The sequence below is a fragment of the Xanthomonas sp. MUS 060 genome (assembly GCF_000963215.1).
Classification (GTDB): Bacteria; Pseudomonadota; Gammaproteobacteria; order Xanthomonadales; family Xanthomonadaceae; genus Xanthomonas_A.
Genome location: NZ_JZIM01000015.1, coordinates 12,610 through 35,352, shown reverse-complemented (window position 1 = coordinate 35,352; position 22,743 = coordinate 12,610). Strand labels below are relative to the sequence as shown.

The following is a 22,743-nucleotide window of genomic DNA, read 5'->3' as shown; positions in this document are numbered from 1 at the left end:
GCAACGAGCCCTATGCGCCAGATCATCCTCGATACCGAAACCACCGGCCTGGAATGGAAGAAGGGCAACCGCGTCGTTGAAATCGGTGCGGTGGAACTGTTTGAACGCCGTCCCAGTGGACGCAATTTCCACCGTTATTTGCGTCCGGATTGCGATTTCGAAACGGGTGCGCAAGAGGTCACCGGCCTGACCTTGGAGTTTCTCGCCGACAAGCCGCAATTCCATGAGGTGGTCGATGAGTTCCTGGAATTCATCGACGGTGCCGAGTTGGTCATCCACAACGCTTCGTTCGACCTGGGCTTCCTCGACTACGAATTGTCGCGGCTGGGCGAGTCCTACGGGCGCATCCTCGACCGTGCCAGTGTGGTCGATACTTTGTTGCTGGCCCGCGAGCGCTTTCCAGGACAGCGCAATTCGCTGGATGCGCTGTGCAAGCGGCTGGGTGTGGACAACACGCATCGGCAACTGCACGGCGCGTTGCTCGATGCGCAGATCCTGTGCGAGGTGTACATCGCGTTGACCTCCGGCCAGGAGGAAATCGGTTTCGCCCCGGTCGATGAGATGACGGGCAAGAACGACGCCCATGGCGCGGCGTTCGACATGGCGACGTTGTTGCCGCGTCCGCAGGTGCTGCCGACCGCTTCCGAATTAGAGGCACACCAGGCGCGGCTCGACACCTTGCGTAAAAAAGCTGGCCGCGCGCTGTGGGATGCGGCCGAGCCGGTGTCGACCGAGGCGACGCCGGGCTGAGGAACTGAGCGCAGGCCGTCGCGTGACGGTCGCCGTGTGTGCGCTGGTGTGGGGAACGTGTCGCGGCTTGCGTCGTTCAGTGGCAACGCACCAAGACGACCGTGATGTTGTCCGAACCGCCGTCGTCCAGCGCCGCCGCGACCAGCATGTCCACGCATTCCTGCGCGCTGCAGTCGTCGTGGCCCAGTGCAGTGGCAATACCCACTTCGCCCACATGCTCGGTCAGCCCGTCGCTGCACAGGAGCAGGCACACACCTGGACGCAGTTCGCCGGTCATCGAGGCCACGTTCAAATGCTGTGGATCGGTAATGCCGAGCGCCTGGGTGACCGCATTGCGATGCGGAGGCGCGCTTGCCTGTTCCGCAGTCAGTACGCCCTGCGCGATCAGCGCCTGCACGTGGCTGTGATCCTGGCTGAGTTGGGCGAGTTTGCCGTGGCGCCATAGATAAGCGCGGCTGTCACCGACCCAGGCCACTTCGAAGCGGTTCCCTTGCACATGTGTAGCGACCACGCTGGTGCCCATCGGGAGTGGGGCGTGACGGAGCCGCGCGGCGTGGATGATCTCCTCGTCGGCGATCCGGATTGCATGCGCCAACGTCGCACCGCCGCGCACTTCGCGGACGATGGCCTCGCGCGCTAGCGCACTGGCGACTTCGCCGCAGGCATGGCCGCCCATGCCATCGGCCACCAGCCACAGGCCCAGCTCGTTGTCGCCGTAGTAGGTGTCCTCGTTGAGGTCGCGGCGCAGGCCGAGGTGGGTGAGGTGTCCGAATTCGATCATTGCGCGCCTGTGGCTGGCCGGGCTTTTTGTAGTTCAACCCCCATCATCGCGGTCGCGCGCGCATCCGGCAATCGCCTGTGTCGGCTTGGCGCAGGTGGGGTTCATGGGCCTCGCCCGATCCGAGGGTACTCAAGCGCGGGCGGCGCATGGCTTGTTCGCACGCGGTGGGAACCGTATGATGCTTGCCCCCGGTCCGCCGGGGACCACCCGGGAAGGTGGCAGAGTGGTTGAATGTACCTGGACTCGAAATCAGGCAGGCGTTTATAGCGCCTCGGGGGTTCGAATCCCCCCCTTCCCGCCAGTTGCGCATTGGGCCCCGTCAGGGGCCTTTATGTTGTTGAGTGGTGATATGTTCCGAGCGGTCGCGATGCTGCGCCGATGTGGCGTTCAAGCTCGCCCGTTACACTCTTCTGCTCTTCATTAGCCGATTGGGTGTCTGTGATGTCCGAAATTCTGGTTCCCGTGTCTTTCGGCGAATTGCTCGACAAGATCGCCATCCTGCAGATCAAGTCCGAGCGCATCGCCGACCCGGACAAGCTGGTCAATGTGCACGCGGAGTTGTCGGCGCTGGAGAAAACCTGGATGGCGCATCCGGCTGCCGGTGGCGATGTCGTGCGCCTACGCGCGGAATTGAAGGCAGTGAATGAGCGGTTGTGGGTGATCGAAGACGAGATCCGGATCAAAGAGAAAGCGCAGGCCTTCGATGCGGAATTCATCAAGCTGGCACGCAGCGTGTACTACGAAAACGACGAACGCGCGCGCATCAAAAAAGAAATCAACCTGGCGCTGGGTTCCCGCTACGTAGAAGAAAAGTCCTATCAGGATTACCGCACTCCGTCCGCTTGAGTGCGGCCGCGTACAGCTCAGGCGCCGTGATCGGCGCGGTAGCGCTCGAACGCGGCAATTGCCGCGTCCACCTCGATCAGCGCCATGACGCCATCGTATTCGATCTTGCGCCCCCATTTGAGCGCCTCGGCCGGCTTGCCCAGGTACTTGCGCGCGGCCGCATCGTATTTGTCCACGCAGTAGCGAATGTCCGAGTACGGGCCACTGCGGCGCGGGTTGCTTGCCGCGTGCAGGCCCAGCACCTTGACGCCCATGGCGTTGGCGATGTGCATAGGGCCGGAATCGGGCGTCATCACCAGCGCCGCGCGCTGCAGCAGCGCGGGCAGTTGTTTGAGCGTGTCGCGACCGACCAAATCCAGCAGCGGCGTGCGCGCCGCTGCGATGATGGCGTCGGCAGTGTTGCGCTCCAGCGCACTGCGCCCGCCGCATAACACCACCCGCCAACCTTGCGCGACGGCGTGGTCGGCGACTGCGGCGTAGCGCTCGGCATACCAGTTGCGGCGCTCATGGCTGGAACATGGCGAAATCAGCAGCGCCGGTCGGCCGTCGTCGGGCCATTGCGCACGCGCCCAGTCATGGGCCGCATCGGGTACTGGCAGGTCCCAGCGCACCTGCGTCTGACGTAGCCCGAGTGGCTCGCAGAAGCTGCCGATCGCGTCGAGCACATGGATGCCGGGGCGGTCGGGGATACGTTCGTTGACGAACAGACCATGCAGATCCTTCGAGCGACTGCGGTCGTAGCCGATGCGGCGGCGCGCTCGCACACAGGCCGAGAGCACATTGGCGCGCAGTGCCACCTGCATCTGCAGCAGCGCATCGAAACCTTGCCTCGGGAGTGCGCGGCGCAGTGCGCGCATGCCAGCCAGGCCGCTGCGTTTGTCGTAGCCATGGAAGACCACCCCAGGCAGCCCGTCCAGCAGCTTGAGTCCTGCGTTGTCGATGATCCAGTGCAACGGCGGTGCCTGTGGCCAGGCGTGCTGCAGCGTGCGCACCAGTGGCACGACGTGAGTCACGTCTCCCAGCGCCGACAAGCGCAACAGGCACAGCGAGGGGAGCATTGCCGGCATGGTGTTGTTAGACTCGTAGGATGGCTGCATTCGACGCTACTGAAGCACTGACGCCGTACCGCGAGGGTCGCGGCTATGGCGCCATTTTGTTCGACCGCGAACGACTCCGGCAAGCCGAGCCGGCGTTGTTCTCGGCGACATCCTGGGCCGAGCGCGCACGTCCGGTGGATGCGGGTGGGCGCGGAGGCGCATGGTTCATCGATGCCCCGTTCGGCGCCTGCGTGCTGCGTCAGTACCGCCGTGGCGGCTTGGTCGCCAAACTCAGTCGCGACCGCTACCTGTGGTGCGGTGCCCACCGCACCCGCAGCTTCGCCGAGTTCCGCCTGATGCGCGCGCTGATCGCGCGCAAGCTGCCGGTGCCCAAACCCTTGGCGGCCTGCTACCTGCGGCAGGGCACGCGCTATCGTGCCGCGCTGTTGATGGAGCGGCTGGAGGATGTCTGCTCCCTGGCGGAGCGCGCATTGATCGCTGGCCGTGGCGCGCCCTGGGAGGAGGCCGGGCGATTGATCGCGCGCTTCCATCGCGCTGGCCTGGATCATGCCGATCTCAACGCGCACAACATCTTGTTCGACGGTAATGGTCACGGTTGGTTGATCGATTTCGACCGCAGCGTGCTGCGCATTCCTGCCACCGGCTGGCGCGAGCGCAATCTCAAGCGCCTGCATCGCTCCTTGCTCAAGCTGCGCGGCGAGCGTGGCATCAATGTGGTCGAAAAGGACTACGAACGTCTGCGTCGCGCCTACGACCTGGCCTGGGAGCGCGGTTGCTGATGAGCGCTTGGGCGCTGCGTTTCCAGGGCGTGGGCAACGCCTCGGCGGTGCAGCTGGGTTCGCCGATGGCCACGATCGAGCGCGACGCCCGGCCGTGGCTGAGCATCGACTGCGGCGGCGAGGGCCTGAGTGCTTACCAGGCCCACTACGGCGCTATGCCGCAGGCGTTGTTCGTCACCCATGTGCATCTGGATCACGTGGCCGGGTTCGAGCGCCTGTTCGTGGATAGCTATTTCTCCGAACGGCGCGGCAAGGTGCGCCTGTACGTGCCCGCGCCGGTGCTGCCGCTGCTGCACCGCCGCGTGGCCGACTACCCGAACGTGTTGGCCGAGGGCGGCGCCAACTTCTGGGACGCGTTTCAGTTGATCGCGGTCGGTGAGGCGTTCTGGCACGACGGCGTGCGTCTGCAGGTCTTCCCAGTACGCCATCACTGGCCGGAGACGGCCTATGGCGTGCGCCTGCCGGGCGCGTTGGTGTGGAGTGGGGATACCCGGCCGATTCCGGAAATGCTCAACCGCTATGCCGACGACGGCGAACTGATCGCACACGACTGTGGTCTTCACGGCAACCCCTCGCATACTGGCGTGGACGATCTGGAACGTGAATATCCCGCCGAACTGGTGCGAAGGATGATGCTCTACCACTACGCCAGCGCCGAAGATGCCCAGGTCTTGCGCGCGCGTGGCCATCGCGTGGCGCGGCTTGGTGAATGCGTAGCACTGCCCGCGCCGCGCTTGTCGCAGGTGCCGGCCGGATGAGTGCCGCCCCGCGTCCGCCGCTTGCGTCCGCGACGCCAGCGGACCGGCGCGGGCGTGCGTTGCGCGATCTGCGCCTGTCCGTGATCGAGGCGTGCAACTTCCGCTGCGGCTACTGCATGCCGGCCGATCAAGTCCCTGACGATTACGGACTCGACGCGGCCGCGCGGCTGTCGTTCGCACAGATCGAGACCGTGGTACGCGCCTTCGTGCGCAATGGTGTGCGCAAGCTGCGCCTGACTGGCGGCGAGCCCCTGCTGCGCCGCGACCTGCCGGAATTGGTGCGACGGCTCGCGCGCATTGCGGGCGTAGAGGATCTGGCGATGACCACCAACGGCGTGCTGCTGGCATCGCACGCGCAGGCCTTGCGCGACGCCGGCTTGCAGCGCGTCACGGTCAGCCTGGATGCGATCGATCCGCGGGTGTTTCGGCACCTATCCGGCGGTCGTGGCGAGGTCGCGCAGGTGTTGGCCGGTATTGATGCCGCCGTTGCGGCCGGGTTGGGCCCGCTCAAACTCAACTGCGTGGTCCAGCGTGGGATCAACGATGAGCAGGTCTTACCGCTGTTGGCGCATTTTCGCGGTAGCGGCCATGTGTTGCGTTTCATCGAATACATGGACGTTGGCACGTGCAACGCTTGGCGTCGCGACAGGGTGGTGCCCGCTGCGGAACTGCGCGAACGCATTGCCGCACGCTGGCCGCTGCACGCCCTGGAGCCGCACTATCCCGGTGAAGTCGCCACGCGTTATGCCTTCGCTGATGGCGGTGGCGAGGTTGGCTTCGTCACTTCGGTCAGCGCGCCGTTTTGCGGCGACTGCCATCGTGCGCGGGTCTCGGCGGATGGTCGTCTTTATACCTGTCTGTTCGCTGCCGAGGGTGCCGATCTCACGCCGGCGTTGGCCGATGGCGAGCAGGCGCTGACCGAACGCGTGCGCGACTTATGGGAGCAGCGCAATGACCGTTACAGCGAATTGCGCGGCGACGCGACGGCGACGCGCGGCAAGCACGTCGAAATGTTCCTGATCGGTGGTTGAGCGGTGAGCGCCGCGCTAGAACTGGAATTGCTGGCATGACCAAGAAAATCTCTGCTACCACCGCGCGCGCATCGGCGCCGACCCTGACCCATCTGGATTCGCAGGGGCTGCCCGCGATGGTGGACGTTTCCGCCAAGCCCGCCACCGCGCGCTTGGCGGTTGCTGAGGCGCGGGTGCGTTTTCCTGCGGCGGTGGCCGCGCAATTGCGTGCCGATGCGTTGCGCAGCGCCAAGGGTGGCATCGTCGAGACTGCGGTGATTGCCGGCACGTTGGCGGTCAAGCGCACGCACGAATTGATTCCGTTCTGCCATCCGTTGCCCATCGATGGCTGCCGCTTCGCCATCGACTGGGCCTCGCCGCAGGTGCTGCGGATCGAATGCCGCGTGCGCACCGTGCATCGTACCGGCGTGGAGATGGAAGCCTTGACCGGCGCCAGCGTCGCCGCGTTGACCATCTACGACATGTGCAAAGCCTTGACCCACGCGATGACCATCGGCCCGGTGCGATTGCTCGGCAAACGTGGTGGCAAGCGCGATGTCGGGAGCGTGGCATGAGCGCCTCGGTGACCGTGCTGTATTTCGCCAGCTTGCGCGAGGCGGCGGGGATTGATCGAGAGCAGGTGCGCACGGCCGCGCCCGACTTGCGCGCGCTGTACGCCGAACTCGACGCGCGGCATGGCCTGCGCTGGCCTGCACAACGTCTGCGTGTGGCAGTAGATGGCGCCTTCGCCGATTGGGGCGACGTATTGCGCGATGGCGCGGAAGTGGTGTTCATTCCGCCGGTGTCCGGAGGCTGAGTGATGTCCACCGCGCCGCGTTTCCATCTTGCCGACCACGCGCTTGATCCTGTCGCGTTGCGTGCGCCGCTGGCACATGCGCAGGCCGGTGCCTATGCCAGCTTCGAAGGCTGGGTACGCGATCACAACGACGGCCGCGCCGTTGATGGCCTGCGCTACGAAGCCTATGCCGCCCTGGCCGAAGTCGAAGGCCAGCGTATCGTTGACGAAGCACTGGCGCGCTTCGCCATTCTCGACCTGCGTTGCGTCCACCGTATCGGTGACTTGGTGATCGGTGACCTGGCCGTGTGGGTGGGCGTGGTGGCGGCGCATCGCGATGCCGCCTTTGGCGCCTGTCGCTATGTCATTGACGAGGTCAAAGCGCGAGTGCCGATCTGGAAACACGAACGCTACCGCGACGGCGACGCGGGCTGGTTACATCCTGCATAGCGCGAGCGGCGGGGCGCACCGTGCATGCCGCAGTTGCTGGCTGATGTACGAGCGTGCAGTAAGCGAGATGCTCGATGATGCGATGGTGCAGCAAGCCAGACGCTCGGCGATGCGAGAGTGCGAACAATCGAAGGAGGGGTGGCGACCCCGCCGGCTGACCTCGGCGCCCGCGTCGATCGATACCGTTGCTGCCTTCCGGCCCTGGCGGGGTTTTCGACCTAGCGTCGCGAGGGGCCGACGGGGCCACCATAGAGACGAAACCGCGCCAGCAGCGCGGTTCTTGCCCGTTAGGAATTCCTGCGCAGGAAGCGAAGGAATCTGCGCAGGGGCAGCGCGGGGAAACTGGCGGAGAGAGGGCAGGTAGTGATCCCGCTCGAACGTACTGACTCTCCTACAGCACGCAAACCAGGGATGTGGCCTGACTTGTGAATCGCAATTGTAGCTTCACGCAGGGTGCGGCGCTAGCGTAATCTGCTGGGGTCAACGAACAGGAGCGTGGTGCCGAGACGAGGCCAGCCCGCAGGCAGGAACACCCACTCAGCTCGCAACGAAAAAGGTTTGCAACGAGGGAACGGAAATGTCGAAGAAAGTTGCAAAAAAAGGAGCCGCCACCAAATCCTCAGGACAAGGGGGAGGTGCTTCGTCGGGCAAGAAGTACACCTTGCAAATTGAGCTGGGTGTTCTTGACCACCTAGCGGGAAATCTTTACAGCAACGTTCCTGCAGTCTTGACGGAGATGGTGGCTAACGCATGGGATGCCGATGCCAAAGAGGTTCGAATAGATGTTGACCTCGAAACGGGAAAGATCGTCGTGACCGATGATGGATTTGGCATGACGGCAAAGGACATCAACGAAAAATTCTTGACAGTCGGCTATCTATCGCAAGCGGGAGCAGCCCGGTGGTGACTTGACCCCTGGAGGACGGCCCGTGATGGGGCGTAAGGGAGTCGGGAAACTCGCACCTTTTTCCATTGCTGACAGTATTGAAGTCTATTCGAGAAGCAAGAATCCAAAAGTCTGGCCTTTTGATGACGACCGCCGGCATCAGGGCCGCCAAGAAGCGCAAAAAACCATATCATCCGGATGTGCGCGACGCTTCGGAGCTTATTCCAAAAAAGGGGACAAGAATTGTCCTCACTGAGCTAAAGATGGAGAGGTTCCGCCGGCCTAATTTCCGAGATAGGCTTGCCCGGCGTTTTTCGGTTATCGGGACAGATGAGTTCAGAGTGTTCTTGGACGGAGTTGAGATAACAGGGGTTGATCGCGGCGACCTTCAAGTCCTGCAATACATTTGGACTATCGGGAGTTGGGAAAAGCCGGGCTGGTGCGCGGCCAAGCGAGAGTCCGAGCTGCCCGAAAGGCTTGAAGGTTGGACGGGTGATTGGAAGGTAAAGGGGTGGGTTGGTACCTCGCATAAACCTAAAGATTTAGAGAAGGCTTCTGGGAACTTAAATGGTGTTGTTGTGTTGGCACGAGGAAGGCTTTTTCAAGAAAACATATTGGCCAACTTTAATGATGGCAGGCATTATACTAAATATTTGACTGGCCAAATTGATGTCGATTTTTTAGACGATGGCGATGCCGATATGGCGACAAGTGATAGGCAGCGCCTGATCGAGGACGATGAGCGCTATGTTCATCTTCAATCTTATTTGAAATCAATATTGAATAGATTGGAGGCGCAATGGAGCGTGTGGCGTTCTCTGGACGATCCTGAGGTGGTCGAGGATAAATATCCCCAAGTCAGAAAGTGGATAGAATCTCTAGGTGACGAGCGCCACAAGAAAGATGCCAAAAAGCTGATCGGAGCGGTTGAGCGTTTGGCTTTGGCTGAGTCGGAAAAGGTTGAAGTTTTGAAGCATTCCATATTCGGCTTCGAGCGAATGAAGCTAAAGGGGAGGACGGCGGAGTTAGCCGAGGCTGTTTCACTTAGCGATACCGCGTTAATTAAGTTGTTTGCTGATCAGGATGCGTTGGAAGCGGGTGTTTATCGCGACATTGTCAAGGGCAGGCTTGGCGAAATAAATCTAGTAAGAGATGCTGTTGAGAAAAATGAAAAGGAAAAGGTAATCCAGCAGTTGCTATTTGACCGCTTGTGGCTTCTGGACCCTTCCTGGGAGAGGGCTACAGGTAGCGAAAATATCGAAAAGCAATTTAAGAAATTATTCCCCAACCCAAAAAATGAAAAGGACGAAGCAGCGTCGAGTGGGCGATTTGACATTACTTACAAGACCGCCGCTGGAAAGCATATTATCGTCGAATTAAAAAGGGCAAAGCGGAAAGTTACTCTTGCCGAGTTGGCTGTTCAGGGTATGCAATATGTGGATGAGTTGAAGCGACTTCTTGCTAGCCATGGCGTAGTTAAAGATGGTTCTACTCCAGACATTGAAGTTATCTTTGTTTTAGGTAATAGACTGCCAGAGCAGGATAGTAACGTGGAGAGGTATAAAAAACAGATGGATGCGATATCCAATGGTTCGCGTGTTAAAACATACGAGGAGCTTGTCTCGCAAGCACTAGCTGCTTATCAAGAGTACCTCGATAAGACTAAAGGCCTGGGCTCATTTTCGGACCTGATTGAAAGCATTGGCTGATACACTTTCAAAGGACGCACGAAGCGCGTTGATGCGCTCGGTGAGGCAAAAAAACACTTCTCCCGAAGTGATTGTCCGTCGAGCGGCTCACGCGTTGGGCGCGCGGTTTAGGTTACATCAGAAGAGTCTTTCTGGTCGCCCGGACATAGTGTTTCCCTCCAGGAAGCTCTGTGTTTTTGTTCATGGGTGCTTCTGGCATCGGCATCCAGGGTGTCGATTGGCATCTACTCCCGGAACTAATGTTGATTTTTGGTTGGAAAAATTTCGAAGAAATGTAGACAGAGATGCGCGCAAGTCCGAGGAGCTAGAGTCGCTAGGGTGGAGGGTAGAGGTGATTTGGGAGTGCGAAACTCGCAATCAAGAGTTGTTGCGCAATCGCCTAAAGGAAATCCTTTTCCTTTAATGTCTCTGTTGTCAAAGTAGGTTTAATTCTTTGAGGTGTTGGCGGAAACTCATTGCGATGACTTCGCCAAGACGGACAGGAACGGCGTTGCCAATCAGTCTGCCCACCGTCTTGAAGTGAATGGGGTGGCCCTTTTCCGTGAATTGATAGCTCTTCGGAAATGTTTGAAAGATTGCTGCTTCTCTAAGTGAAATTGCTCTGTCTTGCACGGGATGACCAAATCTTCCATTACCAAACCCATAACACAGAGTGGTCATCGTTGGCGCAGGCTGATCCCAGCGCATCCGTCCATAGACGGAATTGAAAGTCTTGCCAGACTCTTCTTTGTGGCAATCCGCTACCAGGTCGCTATCCCAATCTGCCCACGTTCCCCCAGGTTTGGACTGCCTGATTCTTTTGAGATTTATTTCCTTAAGGCTGGCTGCCGTGTGAAGCGGGTCTTTAATGTCGGTCTGGCCCGCAGATAGTTCAGGTAGATCGCCAATGGTATCCTTAACGGTTTTATGCTTCCGCGAATGTGTTGAATCTATAAGTTTGATGCTGCCAAGTCGAGATGCTAAGAAAACAAGGCGTCGGCGTTTCTGAGGTATTCCATATTCTCGGCAATCGACCACCCCATGCCAAATATGGTATCCATCAAACGCTTCGAGGAATTTTTGGAACACTTCATGAGTGGGGAGCTGTGGGACATTCTCCATTGTTACCAAGTCGGGCTGGATTTCTTTTACCAGTCGTGCGAACGACTTAAGAAGTCCCCATTTGGCATCTTTGGAGGTGTCTTTTCCTTTGGTATATGTCGAAAACGGCTGACACGGAGCGCATCCAGCCAATAGTGAATATTTGCTTTTTAGGAAGTGACGATTAATGTCTGCCGAGCTAAGGGATTCGACATCCTTTTTCAAGAATTTGGCGCCGGCGTTGTTGTGCTCATACGGAAACCGGCAAGCAGGGTCAACATCAATGCCCGCTCTCACCCGAATTCCTTGGCGCTTCAGTCCATGGGTAAGACCACCAGCCCCACAGAAGAGGTCAACGCAGGCGACAGGGATTTCTTGCATGTTTCCATTGACTCCGGTTCAAGCCTAATGCTCAGAGCGATGCTCATAGACCCGCTGATTGTAGCGCCGTGCAGTGCCCTTTGAGCGCTCCGGAAGAGATTGGCAAAGCGGCGAGTGGGTAAGGCTGGGTCTGCCGACCCACGAGGGGCTGCACATCGACCGGGACACGTTGGCGATACGACCAAAGGCCGGAGGGAGCTCGGACGAGATGATGAGGAATGCGCATAGGCGTCGTGTGTTCCGACTTGCGCTGCTGCAGCCAGTTTTTACGCCCCCCCCCCTGATTTATCAGGGGCTTGCGTAATCTGGCGGAGAGAGGGGGATTCGAACCCCCGAAGCGCGGTTTAGACGCTTACACACTTTCCAGGCGTGCTCCTTCAACCACTCGGACACCTCTCCGGTTTCTTGCGCGGGCCAGCGGTCCGGGCAAGGGCGGAATTCTAGCCGTCACGGCCTCCATTCACAAGGTGAGCGGGCGTGGCCGGCGCTCATCGGCTTGCTGCCGGCGCCTGTTCATGATCGCCCAGCGCCTAGAGCCGATGTTTTTCCAGGCCGCGAGAGGCGGATAGGTTGGCCGCGCTGACGCCTGAGCAATGACCCGGGCGCGACATGGCACAATGCCGGTTCAGATGAAGACGGTCGCCTGATGTCCTATCTCGTTCTCGCCCGTAAGTGGCGCCCCAAGCGTTTTGCCGAGCTGGTGGGGCAGGAGCATGTGGTGCGTGCGCTCACCAACGCCCTGGACAGCGGGCGGGTCCATCATGCGTTTCTGTTCACCGGCACGCGTGGTGTCGGCAAGACCACCATCGCGCGCATTTTCGCCAAGTCGCTGAACTGCGAGCAGGGCACCAGTGCCGATCCGTGTGGCAAGTGTGCGGCCTGTCTGGATATCGATGCTGGCCGCTATATCGATCTGCTGGAGATCGATGCCGCGTCCAACACCGGCGTGGACGATGTGCGCGAGGTGATCGAAAACGCCCAATACATGCCTTCGCGCGGCAAGTTCAAGGTCTATTTGATCGACGAAGTGCACATGCTGTCCAAGGCGGCGTTCAACGCGTTGCTGAAAACGCTGGAAGAGCCGCCGGAGCATGTGAAGTTCCTGCTCGCCACCACCGATCCGCAGAAGCTGCCGGTGACGGTGCTATCGCGCTGTCTGCAGTTCAACCTCAAGCGCCTGGACGAGATGCAGATCCAGGGGCAGATGACCAAGATTCTGGCTGCCGAGCAGATCGAGGTGGATGCCTCGGCCATCGTGCAGTTGGCCAAGGCCGCCGACGGTAGTCTGCGTGATGGTCTATCGCTGCTCGATCAGGCCATCGCCTACGCCGGCGGCGCGCTGCGCGAAGATGTGGTGCGGACGATGCTGGGGACGGTGGATCGCACCCAGGTCGGCGCCATGCTCGATGCGCTGGCCGATGCCGATGGAGCGCGATTGCTGCAGGTCGTCGCGGGGTTGGCCGAGTTCTCTCCGGATTGGGGTGGCGTGTTGGAAGCGCTGGCCGAGGCGTTGCATCGCATCCAGGTACGGCAACTGGTGCCGGGTGCGGCATTGGATGTGCTGGACGGTTTGGATCCGGCGCCGCTGGCCGAGCGGCTGCGTCCGGAAATCGTGCAATTGTGGTACCAGATGGCGTTGAACGGACGCCGCGATCTGTATCTGGCACCGAGTCCGCGCGCCGGGTTCGAGATGGCGGTATTGCGGATGTTGGCGTTCCGCCCAGCGAATGCTGCGGCATTGCCGGCGACCTCTGCTGCGGGCGCGCCAGCGCAGGGGCGCGATGGTGCGGCGGCGACTGCGTCCGCTGCCTCGGTCGCGTCTTCGTCGATTCCGTCGGCGATCACGCCTTCCGCATCCAACATGTCGTCGACACCGACACCGACACCGACACCGACACCGACACCGACAACCGTCCACACATCTCCCAACGCGTCCGCGAGTGCGCTGGATCCGCCGTGGGATCCGCCCGCGTCGCCGCCGGCACGTTCGAGCGCGTCCGCTGCGCCGATGCCCACTGTCACGCGTCCGCCGTTTGCGTCAGCCGCCGCAGCGGACACAGTGCCGCCACCTGCCGAGGCAACGCGTGCTTCATCGTTGGCTGCTGTTGGCGCGCGAGGCAGTCTGCACAGCACCGAAGACTGGCTGGTACTGGTCGCCGACTGCGGTTTGACCGGTCCGTCGCGGCAACTCGCGGCCAATGCCGCCTTTGTCAGTCATGCCGAGGGCGTGCTGCGGCTGTCGCTGTCGCCTGGTTTCGAATATTTGCAGTCGGAGCGTTCGCTCGGTGAGCTGGCCGATGCACTGGCCGAGACGCTCGGCCAGCGCCCGAAGATCGTGATCGAAAGCGGCATCGCCGTCGATACCGAAACCCTGCACGAGCGTTCGCACCGGCAACGCGGCGAACGTCAGAACGCGGCCGAGGCTGCGTTCCTCAACGACCCGGCGGTGCAAGCGCTGATGCAGCAGCAAGGTGCGCGGGTCGTGCCCGATTCCATCCGTCCCTACGATGAGTGAACCAAGATGCGCGGTAATATCGCCCAACTGATGCAACAGGCGCAGAAGATGCAGGAAAACCTGCAGCGCGCCCAGGAAGAATTGGCACAATTGGAAGTCACCGGCAGCGCCGGTGGCGGCATGGTCAGCGTCACCCTGACCGGAGCCAAGGAGTGCCGCAAGGTGCGGATCGATCCGAGCATTCTGTCCGACCAAGAGATGGTCGAGGATTTGATCGCCGCCGCTTTCAACGATGCGTCCAACAAGGTCGATGCCGAGTCCAAGCAGCGGATGGGCGCGGCCACGGCCGGGATGCCGATCCCGCCGGGCATGAAGCTGCCGTTCTGAGCATGGTGAACGGCAGGCGCCACGATCATCTGCCCGGTGGCCGAGGTATTGGCGTCGTCGGCGATGCCCGGGTGGTGACGTTGTCGCCTTGCCAGGGTGCGCATTGTGTGCAAGTCGAGGGTATCCGGTGGCCGATGTTGATCGAGTGCGGCCTGGAATTGAAGCCGCAGATCGATGCCGTCGTGGCCAAGGCGCTGTGCCGGTTTCGCGGACTGTTCGAGCGTGTTGACCTCGCGTGGTTCCGGAGCGCGTGGGACGCATGAGTTCGCCGCTGCTCGAACAGTTGATCGAGGCGTTCCGCATTCTGCCGGGAGTCGGCCAGAAAACCGCGCAACGCATGGCCTATCACGTGCTCGAACGCGAACGTGCCGGTGGGCAGCGGCTTGCCGACACGTTGCATGCGGCGATTGCGCGGATCGGCCACTGCTCGCAATGCCGCGATTTCAGCGAAACCGACATCTGCGCGATCTGTGCCAGTCCCGGCCGCGACCGTCAGCAACTGTGCGCGGTGGAGTCGCCGGCCGACCGCCTGGTGATCGAGCAAGCCACCGGCTATCGCGGGTTGTATTTCATTCTGCAGGGACGGCTATCGCCACTGGATGGGATCGGTCCGCGCGAACTCGGTCTGGATCGGCTCGGCGCGCGGCTGGCGCAAGGCGAGGTCGCCGAACTGATCATCGCCACCAATTCCACGGTCGAAGGCGAGGCTACCGCGCATTACCTGGCGCAGTTGGCGCGTCAGCACGGCGTGCGGCCGAGCCGTCTGGCGCAGGGCTTGCCGTTGGGCGGTGAGCTGGAATACGTGGATCGCGGCACCTTGTCGCATGCCTTCGGCAGCCGTAGCGAAGTGCCGCGGGGCAGTGTGGGCGAATAGCGCCATCTGCGTGCTGGCTGCGGCACCGCGCCGAATTGGGCTATAACGGCCTCTCCTCTTTTACTGTTCCAGGCATGCTTCATGGACACCATTTTCGGCAAGATCATTCGTCGCGAAATTCCGGCCAGCATCGTCTACGAAGACGATGTCGTCCTTGGGTTCAAGGACATCGCGCCGCAGGCGCCGGTGCATGTGTTGTTCATTCCCAAGCAGGTGGAGATTCCCACGCTGGACGATCTGTTGCCGGATCAGGCCACCCTGGTCGGAAAGCTGGTGCTTGCAGCGGCCAGCTACGCACGCGCACAGGGTCTGGCCGAGGATGGCTATCGCGTGGTGATCAACTGCCGCGAGCATGGCGGACAGACGGTGTTTCATCTGCACTTGCATTTGCTGGCGGGGGCGCCGTTGGGGCACTTCGGTACGCCTTGAGCGCGGTGTTAGCCATGCTGGCGCGTGCTGGCATTGTCGCCTTTGCCTGTAATGCGAAACGCCGCTGAGTCAGCGGCGTTTCGGTGTTGCGTTCTTGCTCAATGCGAGAGGTTCACCACCAGCCCCAGCGCGGACCCCACGGACCCCATGGTCCCCAGGGTTGATACGGATAGGCTGGCACCACTTCGACCTGACGCACGACCGGCCACAGGTAAACCACATCGGCTTCTATTTTCGGCAGGCGATAGTCGTATTCGCCGATGCGGGTGTTCTCGTAGCCGGCCACATGGCCGATGAAGGTGACTTCGCGGCCTGGTTCGAACACGGCCGGATCGTAGAAGCCGGAGCGGCAGGCGACGAAACGGCCATCGCTGGCGTCGGCCGAGTCGCTATCCGGCCGGCCGCTGGCGTTGAGCGGCCGCGACAGCATCTGGAAGCAGGTCTGGCCCTGGCTGGGCTTGGTCTGGATGATCTTGCCGCCCCAGCGCACGGCGGCACCGACTTGCTGTCCTGCGACCGAATCGCGTGGGGTGACGGAGGCGAACTGGCCTTGCAGCGGTTTGGGCGCGGTGGCGCAGGCACCCAGTGCCAGCGCGGCGAGCATGGGGAACAGTAGGCGGGTCTTCATCGGGATGCTCCGGTTGGCGGACGGTGCCTGCGCAGGTCGCGCAACAATGAAGCGCTGTCCGAATCGGCGCCAGCGTAGCGCGCATCGGCGAAACGCCGGCTGAGTGAAATCAACCCCGCCTCGCCCACTCCCCGGTCCACCCGTGCGGCCCATGCCTGTGCTGGTTCGTGCGCCTGGCGCTCCAGGCCCAGCCGCGCGTAGCGCCCGCCAAGGCGCCGCCAGGCGCGCAACAACGGGTCGCGTTCGCGCTCGCCACGGGCCAGCCACCAGGCCATTGCGCCCAGTAGCATCGCCGCGCAACCCGCGAACAGGGCGACCAGTTGCGCCGGCTCCAGCCGGGGGATGCCGATCAGGCGCAGTAGCTGCTGCTGGCGATTGGCGTCGAAGGACAGCACCAGATCGTTCCAGCCGCGGCGGGCCCAGTCGGCGATGTCACGCCACTGCCAGATGGCGCTGTCGCCCTGTGTGGTGCCGCCGCCACCGATGCGGTCTTCCAGCGTGTCGTAGATGCGTTCCGGTGCGACCGCTGCGGTCGGGTCCATGCGCACCCAGCCGCGTTGCGGCAGCCATACCTCGGCCCAGGCGTGGGCGTCCATGCGCCGCACGATCCAATAGTCGCCAAGCCGATTGCGGGTGCCTCCGGCATAGCCGGTGACAATGCGGGCGGGAATGCCCGCGCCGCGCATCAGTACGACGAACGCCGAACTGAAGTGTTCGCAAAAGCCGGCTTTGTGCTGGAACAGGAATTCGTCCACGCTATCGCGGCCGGGCAGTGGTGTCTGCAGGGTGTAGGCGAAGTCGCGGCGGATCCATTGCAGCGCGCGGGCAATGATCGCCGCGTCGTCACTGCCGGCTTGTTGCCGCCATTGTCGGGCCAGCGTCAGCGTGCGCGGGTTATAGCCAGGTGGTAGTGCCAGTGCGCGCTGGCGCTGCGCAGGTGTCAGATCGGCTTGCACTCGCTGCGCCGGTGCCGAGCGCAGGTGCCAGCGGGTCAGTGCGTTGAGCGGTTGTTCGGTCTGCAGCACGGCGTCGGCCGTGAGCCGGGTGCCGGCGGGCGCCTGTAGCGGCAGTTCCAGCGCAACCAGTTGGCGGCGATCGGTCGGTTCCACGTCGATCTGGTAGTCCCACGCACTCGGTCCTGTTTGTATCGTCGGTGCGGGCGTCGTTGCATTGTCGTTCTGGCCGCGCCAGGTGCGGCCGTCGAAATCCCACAGCACCGGTCCACGCCAGTAACGCTGCGTGGGCGGTGGCACCGGGCCGAAGAATTGCACGCGTAGTGCCGGGGTGTCGTCGGCCATCAGGTCCAGCCATTGCCCCGGGGTCATGGTGTCCGACAGGCCGGGTCGGCCCAGTGCGCGTTCCGGCACGCCCCACAGTGGCGAGCCCAGGCGCGGAAACAGCCAGAAGGCGGCCAGCGCCAGTGGCAGGCCCAACAGCAGTAGGCGGCCAACGCTGATGAGTTGCCCACGCAGTGGGCGGCGTTCGCTGTGTCCTTCCTGATCGGCCAAGCGCTGCATGCACAGCAGGGCGAGAATCACCGCAGCCAGTGCCAGCGCCATCGTCGCTGGTCCTTGATCCAGCAGGAAGGCGGCGAAGGGCGCGAACAGCGCGAAGCCGAGCAGGCTGCGTGCATCGCGCAGCGTGTGCAGCTCCGATGGTTTGATCGCCAACATGGCCGCGAGCAGGGCGCATCCGGTGTCGCGGCCGAAGCGTAGCCCGGCTTGCCAGTACAGCGTCGCCAGCATCGCCGCGATCAGTGCCAGGCGCAGCGCGGCCGGCACTGGGCGCCAGGCCGAACTGGCAGCGACCAGCAGCGCGGCGAGTGCGATCAGCCAAGCCAGTGCCGTGGGCAGTTGCAGCAACAGCGGCAGCAGCGACAGCAGTGCCGTGCTCAGTACCCAGGCCCGGCTGGATGCGCTCAATGCGGGGGTGCGCGACTCAGTCATGTGGCAACAGCGCGAGCGCGCGTAGGCATTGGTGTCGGTGTTGTGGGCCACGGTCCGGACCCAGCGCGGGATGCCCCGGCAGCAGCAGGCGATAGCGGCGGCCATCGCGCTCGGCTTCGTCGACCCAGCGTGCCAGCCGTGCGATGCGGCGTTCGTAAGGCAGTGGCAGCAGCATGCGCCAGTCCAGTACCACGTCTACGCCGATTGGGCGTTCGTACTCGCGTACCAGCAGGGTGTCGCGGCGTGCCGAATGCTTCCAGGCGATCGTGCGTGGCGCATCGCCGACGCGATAGGGACGCAATTGGTGCAGTTCCTCTCCGAGTGCATGCAGCCTGGTTTGCGTGGGGGTGCCGGTACCGGTCGGCAGTGGCGGGCCGTCGGCTTCCGGTTGCGGATAGATCAGCAGTGGAGTCTCGGGCCAGAACCAGGCCCAGGCGCGCAGCAGGCCCAGTGGCTGGGTGGTCGAGATCTGGATGCGTTGCAGATCCATCCAGCCGCGGCGTTCGGTGGGGATGTGCAGGTCGGCTTCGTTGCGAGTGTCGTCGTGCAGATCGAGGTGGGCCAGCACTTCGCCGTAGCGCACGCGCAGGCCACGTCGGCGGCGACCATCGCTGGCTGTCAGTGCCAGTCGCAGCCGCAGTGGACTGCCGGCGGCGACTGGTTGCGCCGATAGGGCGTCCAGGCGCAGTCCCGACAGTTGCAGGTGCGCCACGATGGCACTGGCCATCGCGGCCGCGCCGAGCAGCATCGCCAGCAGCAGTGCCGGATTGTTGTTGTAGTTCAGCGCGCCGAGCAGCATCGTCGCCAGCAGCAGGGCGATGAAGTTGCCGAACGGCGTCGGCAGGATATAGATGCGGCGTCGGTCCAGTCGTACGGGCAGGGGTTCCGGATCGCGCGGCGTCGCCAGGTGTGCCAGTCGTTGCCGCCAGTCGTGCTGCCGTGCCGGCATCGGTGTCAGTCCACGGCGACGCTGTGCAGGATTGCTTTGGCCAGTGCCTGTCCGCAGGCCGATTCCTGCTCGGCCACTAATCGGTGCTCGGCCACTTCCAGGAACAGCGCCTGTACGTCCTCGGGCAGGACATGGCTGCGGCCGAGCAGCAACGCATGCGCCTTGGCGGCGCGCAGGAGTGCGATGCCGGCGCGCGGCGACAGGCCCACGCGCACTCCCGGATGCTGACGACTGCGTGCAAGCAATGCCTGCACGTAGCCGACCAGCGCGTCACTGGCATGAATCCGCTCAACGCTGTGTCGCAGCGTGGCGATGTCGGCATCGCTGAGCAGCGGCTGTGCTTGTGCGATCAGGTCGCGGCGGTCGCTGCCGCTGAGCAGTGCGCGCTCGGATTCGGTGTTTGGATAGCCCAGCGACAGGCGCAGTAAAAAACGGTCCAATTGCGAGTCGGGCAACGCAAAAGTGCCCGACAAATCCACCGGATTCTGTGTGGCGATGACGAAGAACGGCGCCGGCAGCGGATGCGTGGTGCCATCCAGGGTGACTTGTTGCTCTGCCATCGCCTCCAATAGCGCGCTCTGGGTGCGCGGTGGTGCGCGGTTGATCTCGTCGGCGAGCAGCACGTGGGTGAACACCGGTCCGGGATGAAACTGGAATTGACGCGATTGCGGGTCGTATACCGAGACCCCGAGCACATCGGCAGGCAGTAGGTCGGAGGTGAACTGCACGCGTTGGAAACCCAGGCCCAGGCTTGCCGCCAACGCATGCGCCAAGGTGGTTTTGCCGAGGCCGGGCAGGTCTTCGATTAGCAAGTGTCCGCCCGATAGCAGGGCGACAAAGGCCAGACGCACCTGCTGTGGCTTGCCCAACACTAGCGCATTGACCTGCCGCTGCGCGTGCGCGAGTGCTTCGCGTAGCGTATCGGTTAGGATTCCTGGTAAGGGGGGCGGAGTCGACATCGCATTCTCGCAACGGTCTGAAGGAGTTTACGGGCAATGCAAGGCGAACAACGTGCACGCAGCATCTTTGTGCTGTTGTGGATACTGGTGACGGCAGCCAAGCTGCTGGTGGCTGCGCATTTGCCATTGTTCGTTGACGAGGCATTCTACTGGCAAGAGGGCCAGCATCTTGCCGCTGCCTACTCCGATCTGCCTGGGCTCACCGCCTGGCTGGCGCGGTTGGGCGTGGCCATCGGCGGTGATCATCTGCTGGCGCTGCGCGCGCCGTTCCTGCTGCTGAGTGCGGTGCTGCCGTGGTTGATCGTGCGCATCGCCACGCGCTGGTTCGGCGTGGTGGCGGGATGGCGCGCCGGCGCTCTGACCTTGCTGATGCCCTTGTCGGGGACGCTGGGCATTCTCGCGTTGCCGGACGTGCCGATGGCGTTGGCAACCATCCTGTGCATCGACGCCAGCGCGCGCTTGCTACGCAAGGTCGAGGCGATGAGTGCGGTGGAATTGGCGCTGGGTTTGAGCCTTGGTGCGCTGAGTCACTACCGTTTTGTCGGCGTGATCGGGGTCGGCGCGATTGCCTTGCTGTTGATTCCGCAAGGCCGGCGCATGCTGCGCGATCCGCAGGTATGGGTTGCGCTGGCGCTGGGCATCGTTGCCTGGCTGCCGCTGCTGGCGTGGAATGTGGACAACGGCGAGGCTGGCCTCAAGTTTCAGTTGATCGACCGCCATCCTTGGAGCTTCCGATCCGCCGGCATCGCGTTCGTGTTGATCCAACTGCTGTTGGTGACGCCATTGCTGGCGGTGGCGATGACAAAGGTTGCGTTGATCGCCGCACGCGGTGGCGGTAACGGTGGCGCACGGGTGCAGTGGCGTTACTTCGGTCTGCTCGGTGGTGTGTCCACTCTGGGCATTTTTCTGCTCGGCTTTTTTAGCGATGCCGAGCGGGTCAGTTTCCACTGGCCGTTGCCGGGTTATCTGGCCTTGTTGATCGCCACGCCGGTGATCCTCAACGGCTGGTCCAGGCGGCTGCGCCGTGCGACTTGGCTGCTGACCGGGCTGGGGCTGATCGGCGCATTTGGCTACTACCTGGCGGTGTCGGTGCCGGCAATACGCGAGCATGCTGCCGCGGACAAATATTATCCGCGCAATTTCGCCGGCTGGCGGTCGCTGGCCGTGGCGGTGCGCCGCGAACTGGCCACCATGCCGGCAGGCACGCAGGTGTTGGCGGACAATTTCAAGGTCGGTGCCGAGCTCGGTTTCCAATTGCACGATCCCGACATCCAGGTGTTGCCGCATCCGTTGAACACCAAGCACGGGCGCAGTGCGCAATTGCAGCAATGGGGGATGCTCAGCGATGGCCACCGCGACGGGCCGCGCCTGCTGGTGCTCTCGCCGAGCGATATGCGATACCGACTGCTGTTGCAGCGCTACCACGCAATCTGCGATCTGGTTGGTCCACTGCCGCCGCCGCAGGTGGTGTCCAGCGATCATGGCAGTCAGCGGTTCCTGTTATTTGCGTTGCCAGCCCAGCGCTTGCCTGGTCCGTGCACCACGCCGGCGATGGCCTGGATCGATACGCCGGCTGTCAACGCAGCGGTTGGACCTCGTGTGGATGTTTCTGGTTGGGCATTCAAGGATGGGGTCGGGATCGCGCGCGTGGAGGTATTGCTCGATGGCAAGGTCGTCGCGCAGGCGCGCTATGGCGAGCGTCATGACGTCACCGCGTTCTGGAGCATCTCCACCGATCCTGGTCATCCGAACATTGGTTTCCGCGCCACGCTCGATGCCAGCGCGCTGACGCCGGGAACCCATTGGCTCGGCCTGCGTCTGCATGGCCGCGACGGTAGCGTCGAGGATTGGTTGGAGCAGCCGATCATTCTAGACGCGGAAAAGTAAATCCACTGCATCGCGGAAATTTGGCAAGCAAAGCGGCGAGTGTTGCTAGTCGCTTGCGGCAAATCGCCATTCAAATACGCGAAAAATGGCTGCAGAGCGCTGTTCCAGGATGATGGTCGTTCGAACGATCAAGGACGGTCTCGTCAATAGCTCCCGAACCGGCGTAATCGATCAACCAGAGGTCGAGCAACACCTGTGCGGATTGGTTGCGGGTCATCTTGGTCTATGCCAGTGAATCCGGATCGACTCAGCCTTTGCAGAGGTCAGGGCAACAGATAGCCAGCCTCGCGCAGGAGCCCGGTCAGCGCGATCAAGGGCAGCCCGATCAGTGCGGTCGGGTCCTGGGTGTGGATCGCGTGGAACAGGCTGATGCCGAGGCCCTCGCACTTGAAGCTGCCAGCACAGTCCAGCGGTTGCTCGGTATCGACGTAACGGGCGATGGCATCGGCTGGTAGGTCGCGCAATTGCACCTCGGTCAGGTCGCAGGCATGTAGCGTGCGTGCGCCGCGTTGCAGGCATATCGCCGTGTGGAAGCGCACATTGCGTCCGGACATCGCCGTCAGTTGCGCTCGTGCGGTGACGGTATCGCCCGGCTTGCCCAGTGGTTGGCCGTCCAGTTCGGCGACCTGGTCGGCGCCGATGACCCAGGCGTGGCTGGCATCAGCGGCCACTGCGGCCGCTTTGGCGGCAGCCAGGCGCTGTGCCAGCGTCAACGGCGTCTCGCCGGGCAGTGGAGTCTCCTCGACCTGGGGACGCACGCAATCGAACGGCAGGCGCAGTCGCTGAAGCAATTGGCGGCGGTAGATGGAGGTGGAAGCCAGGATCAGGGGCGGCATCGGCGATGTGGGCGGGGCGATGGCGTGGGGCTGGCAGTCTGCGACGGCCATCGCGGGCGGGCAAGCGCCGGAGTGGGATGGTTTGACAGTGCTACCGGCAATCCTTAAC

General features: G+C 62.6%; 25 protein-coding genes, 2 tRNA genes and 1 other RNA gene. 18 read left to right on the top strand and 10 right to left on the bottom strand.

What is annotated here, in order from left to right; all coding sequences use genetic code 11:
• The first annotated feature begins 12 nt into the window (after positions 1-12).
• Positions 13-750, top strand: coding sequence for a DNA polymerase III subunit epsilon (gene dnaQ, locus XANALMUS060_RS12980; RefSeq protein WP_045738790.1), 738 nt, complete (start codon positions 13-15; stop codon positions 748-750).
• Between the two features lie 76 nt (positions 751-826).
• Here the strand turns inward: dnaQ and XANALMUS060_RS12975 are convergent, their stop codons facing one another.
• The gene (locus tag XANALMUS060_RS12975; protein ID WP_045738789.1) at positions 827-1,531 is read right to left on the bottom strand and encodes a PP2C family serine/threonine-protein phosphatase; all 705 of its coding nucleotides are present in this window, start codon (positions 1,529-1,531) and stop codon (positions 827-829) included.
• A 209-nt stretch (positions 1,532-1,740) separates the two neighbouring features.
• Here XANALMUS060_RS12975 and XANALMUS060_RS12970 point away from each other — a divergent pair.
• Together XANALMUS060_RS12970 and XANALMUS060_RS12965 are read left to right on the top strand one after the other, a co-directional pair.
• Positions 1,741-1,832, top strand: a tRNA-Ser gene (locus XANALMUS060_RS12970).
• A 140-nt stretch (positions 1,833-1,972) separates the two neighbouring features.
• Positions 1,973-2,377: a DUF6165 family protein gene (locus XANALMUS060_RS12965; RefSeq protein ID WP_045738788.1), complete on the top strand. Its 405-nt coding sequence runs from the start codon at positions 1,973-1,975 to the stop codon at positions 2,375-2,377.
• Positions 2,378-2,394: 17 nt separating this feature from the next.
• Here XANALMUS060_RS12965 and XANALMUS060_RS12960 read toward each other — a convergent pair whose 3' ends face one another.
• Positions 2,395-3,444: a glycosyltransferase family 9 protein gene (locus XANALMUS060_RS12960; protein WP_045738787.1), complete on the bottom strand. Its 1,050-nt coding sequence runs from the start codon at positions 3,442-3,444 to the stop codon at positions 2,395-2,397.
• Positions 3,445-3,464: 20 nt separating this feature from the next.
• Here XANALMUS060_RS12960 and XANALMUS060_RS12955 point away from each other — a divergent pair, with 20 nt between their 5' ends.
• The 6 genes from XANALMUS060_RS12955 to XANALMUS060_RS12930 are packed head-to-tail and all read left to right on the top strand — an operon-like array spanning position 3,465 to position 7,228.
• A complete protein-coding gene (locus tag XANALMUS060_RS12955) occupies positions 3,465-4,214 on the top strand; it encodes a 3-deoxy-D-manno-octulosonic acid kinase (RefSeq protein ID WP_045738786.1) in 750 nt (249 codons plus the stop codon).
• Positions 4,214-4,972, top strand: a complete 759-nt coding sequence (locus tag XANALMUS060_RS12950) for an MBL fold metallo-hydrolase (protein ID WP_045738785.1) — start codon at positions 4,214-4,216, stop codon at positions 4,970-4,972. Before XANALMUS060_RS12955 ends, XANALMUS060_RS12950 begins: the two co-directional genes overlap by 1 nt.
• Entirely contained in the window at positions 4,969-6,003 is a 1,035-nt protein-coding gene (gene moaA, locus XANALMUS060_RS12945; RefSeq protein ID WP_045738818.1) for a GTP 3',8-cyclase MoaA, read from the top strand. Before XANALMUS060_RS12950 ends, moaA begins: the two co-directional genes overlap by 4 nt.
• 35 nt (positions 6,004-6,038) lie before the next feature.
• Positions 6,039-6,557 carry a cyclic pyranopterin monophosphate synthase MoaC gene (moaC, locus tag XANALMUS060_RS12940; RefSeq protein ID WP_045738784.1) on the top strand — a complete coding sequence of 173 codons (519 nt, stop codon included), beginning with the start codon at positions 6,039-6,041 and terminating at the stop codon, positions 6,555-6,557.
• Positions 6,554-6,799, top strand: a complete 246-nt coding sequence (locus tag XANALMUS060_RS12935; RefSeq protein WP_045738783.1) for a MoaD/ThiS family protein — start codon at positions 6,554-6,556, stop codon at positions 6,797-6,799. Before moaC ends, XANALMUS060_RS12935 begins: the two co-directional genes overlap by 4 nt.
• A gap of 3 nt (positions 6,800-6,802) precedes the next feature.
• A complete protein-coding gene (locus tag XANALMUS060_RS12930) occupies positions 6,803-7,228 on the top strand; it encodes a molybdenum cofactor biosynthesis protein MoaE (protein ID WP_045738782.1) in 426 nt (141 codons plus the stop codon).
• Between the two features lie 144 nt (positions 7,229-7,372).
• Here XANALMUS060_RS12930 and ffs read toward each other — a convergent pair.
• Positions 7,373-7,469, bottom strand: an RNA gene (ffs, locus tag XANALMUS060_RS18725) — signal recognition particle sRNA small type.
• 336 nt (positions 7,470-7,805) lie between these two features.
• Between ffs and XANALMUS060_RS22115 the strand changes: the two genes are divergently transcribed.
• The 3 genes from XANALMUS060_RS22115 to vsr all read left to right on the top strand — a co-directional run bounded on the left by XANALMUS060_RS22115 (position 7,806) and on the right by vsr (position 10,226).
• Positions 7,806-8,135, top strand: coding sequence for an ATP-binding protein (locus XANALMUS060_RS22115; protein ID WP_235430486.1), 330 nt, complete (start codon positions 7,806-7,808; stop codon positions 8,133-8,135).
• 122 nt (positions 8,136-8,257) lie between these two features.
• Entirely contained in the window at positions 8,258-9,823 is a 1,566-nt protein-coding gene (locus tag XANALMUS060_RS22110; RefSeq protein WP_235430485.1) for a hypothetical protein, read from the top strand.
• 31 nt (positions 9,824-9,854) lie between these two features.
• Positions 9,855-10,226 (top strand): DNA mismatch endonuclease Vsr, encoded by a 372-nt coding sequence (gene vsr, locus XANALMUS060_RS18720; RefSeq protein WP_235430487.1) that lies wholly within the window; start codon positions 9,855-9,857, stop codon positions 10,224-10,226.
• 11 nt (positions 10,227-10,237) lie between these two features.
• Here vsr and dcm read toward each other — a convergent pair whose 3' ends face one another.
• Both dcm and XANALMUS060_RS12915 read right to left on the bottom strand, forming a co-directional pair.
• Positions 10,238-11,284 carry a DNA (cytosine-5-)-methyltransferase gene (dcm, locus tag XANALMUS060_RS18715; protein WP_082065117.1) on the bottom strand — a complete coding sequence of 349 codons (1,047 nt, stop codon included), beginning with the start codon at positions 11,282-11,284 and terminating at the stop codon, positions 10,238-10,240.
• Positions 11,285-11,590: 306 nt separating this feature from the next.
• A tRNA-Ser gene (locus XANALMUS060_RS12915) sits at positions 11,591-11,683 on the bottom strand.
• A gap of 247 nt (positions 11,684-11,930) precedes the next feature.
• On the opposite strand from XANALMUS060_RS12915, the gene dnaX reads away from it, so the two are divergent.
• From dnaX to XANALMUS060_RS12890, 5 genes are all read left to right on the top strand, one after another.
• Positions 11,931-13,799: a DNA polymerase III subunit gamma/tau gene (dnaX, locus tag XANALMUS060_RS12910; RefSeq protein WP_045738780.1), complete on the top strand. Its 1,869-nt coding sequence runs from the start codon at positions 11,931-11,933 to the stop codon at positions 13,797-13,799.
• A gap of 6 nt (positions 13,800-13,805) precedes the next feature.
• Positions 13,806-14,126, top strand: a complete 321-nt coding sequence (locus XANALMUS060_RS12905) for a YbaB/EbfC family nucleoid-associated protein (RefSeq protein WP_045726965.1) — start codon at positions 13,806-13,808, stop codon at positions 14,124-14,126.
• A gap of 2 nt (positions 14,127-14,128) precedes the next feature.
• A complete protein-coding gene (locus XANALMUS060_RS12900; RefSeq protein ID WP_045738779.1) occupies positions 14,129-14,389 on the top strand; it encodes a hypothetical protein in 261 nt (86 codons plus the stop codon).
• Positions 14,386-15,000, top strand: coding sequence for a recombination mediator RecR (gene recR, locus XANALMUS060_RS12895; protein WP_045726967.1), 615 nt, complete (start codon positions 14,386-14,388; stop codon positions 14,998-15,000). The genes XANALMUS060_RS12900 and recR overlap by 4 nt, the downstream gene beginning before the upstream one ends.
• 81 nt (positions 15,001-15,081) lie before the next feature.
• Positions 15,082-15,429 carry a histidine triad nucleotide-binding protein gene (locus tag XANALMUS060_RS12890; RefSeq protein WP_045726968.1) on the top strand — a complete coding sequence of 116 codons (348 nt, stop codon included), beginning with the start codon at positions 15,082-15,084 and terminating at the stop codon, positions 15,427-15,429.
• A gap of 112 nt (positions 15,430-15,541) precedes the next feature.
• Here the strand turns inward: XANALMUS060_RS12890 and XANALMUS060_RS12885 are convergent, their stop codons facing one another.
• From XANALMUS060_RS12885 to XANALMUS060_RS12870, 4 genes are read right to left on the bottom strand one after another with little or no spacing between them, the layout of a single operon-like run.
• Entirely contained in the window at positions 15,542-16,057 is a 516-nt protein-coding gene (locus XANALMUS060_RS12885; RefSeq protein ID WP_045738778.1) for a Slp family lipoprotein, read from the bottom strand.
• The gene (locus XANALMUS060_RS12880; RefSeq protein ID WP_045738817.1) at positions 16,054-18,003 is read right to left on the bottom strand and encodes a DUF3488 and transglutaminase-like domain-containing protein; all 1,950 of its coding nucleotides are present in this window, start codon (positions 18,001-18,003) and stop codon (positions 16,054-16,056) included. The genes XANALMUS060_RS12885 and XANALMUS060_RS12880 overlap by 4 nt, the downstream gene beginning before the upstream one ends.
• Positions 17,996-18,952, bottom strand: a complete 957-nt coding sequence (locus tag XANALMUS060_RS12875) for a DUF58 domain-containing protein (RefSeq protein ID WP_045738777.1) — start codon at positions 18,950-18,952, stop codon at positions 17,996-17,998. Before XANALMUS060_RS12875 ends, XANALMUS060_RS12880 begins: the two co-directional genes overlap by 8 nt.
• A gap of 5 nt (positions 18,953-18,957) precedes the next feature.
• Complete coding sequence (locus XANALMUS060_RS12870; protein WP_045738776.1) at positions 18,958-19,911, bottom strand: MoxR family ATPase; 954 nt, start codon at positions 19,909-19,911, stop codon at positions 18,958-18,960.
• 36 nt (positions 19,912-19,947) lie between these two features.
• Here XANALMUS060_RS12870 and XANALMUS060_RS12865 point away from each other — a divergent pair, with 36 nt between their 5' ends.
• Positions 19,948-21,798 (top strand): glycosyltransferase family 39 protein, encoded by a 1,851-nt coding sequence (locus tag XANALMUS060_RS12865; protein WP_045738775.1) that lies wholly within the window; start codon positions 19,948-19,950, stop codon positions 21,796-21,798.
• A 263-nt stretch (positions 21,799-22,061) separates the two neighbouring features.
• Here XANALMUS060_RS12865 and XANALMUS060_RS12860 read toward each other — a convergent pair whose 3' ends face one another.
• On the bottom strand, positions 22,062-22,634 hold the full coding sequence (locus XANALMUS060_RS12860) for a Maf family nucleotide pyrophosphatase (protein WP_045738774.1): 573 nt from the start codon (positions 22,632-22,634) through the stop codon (positions 22,062-22,064).
• Between the last annotated feature and the right edge of the window lie 109 nt (positions 22,635-22,743).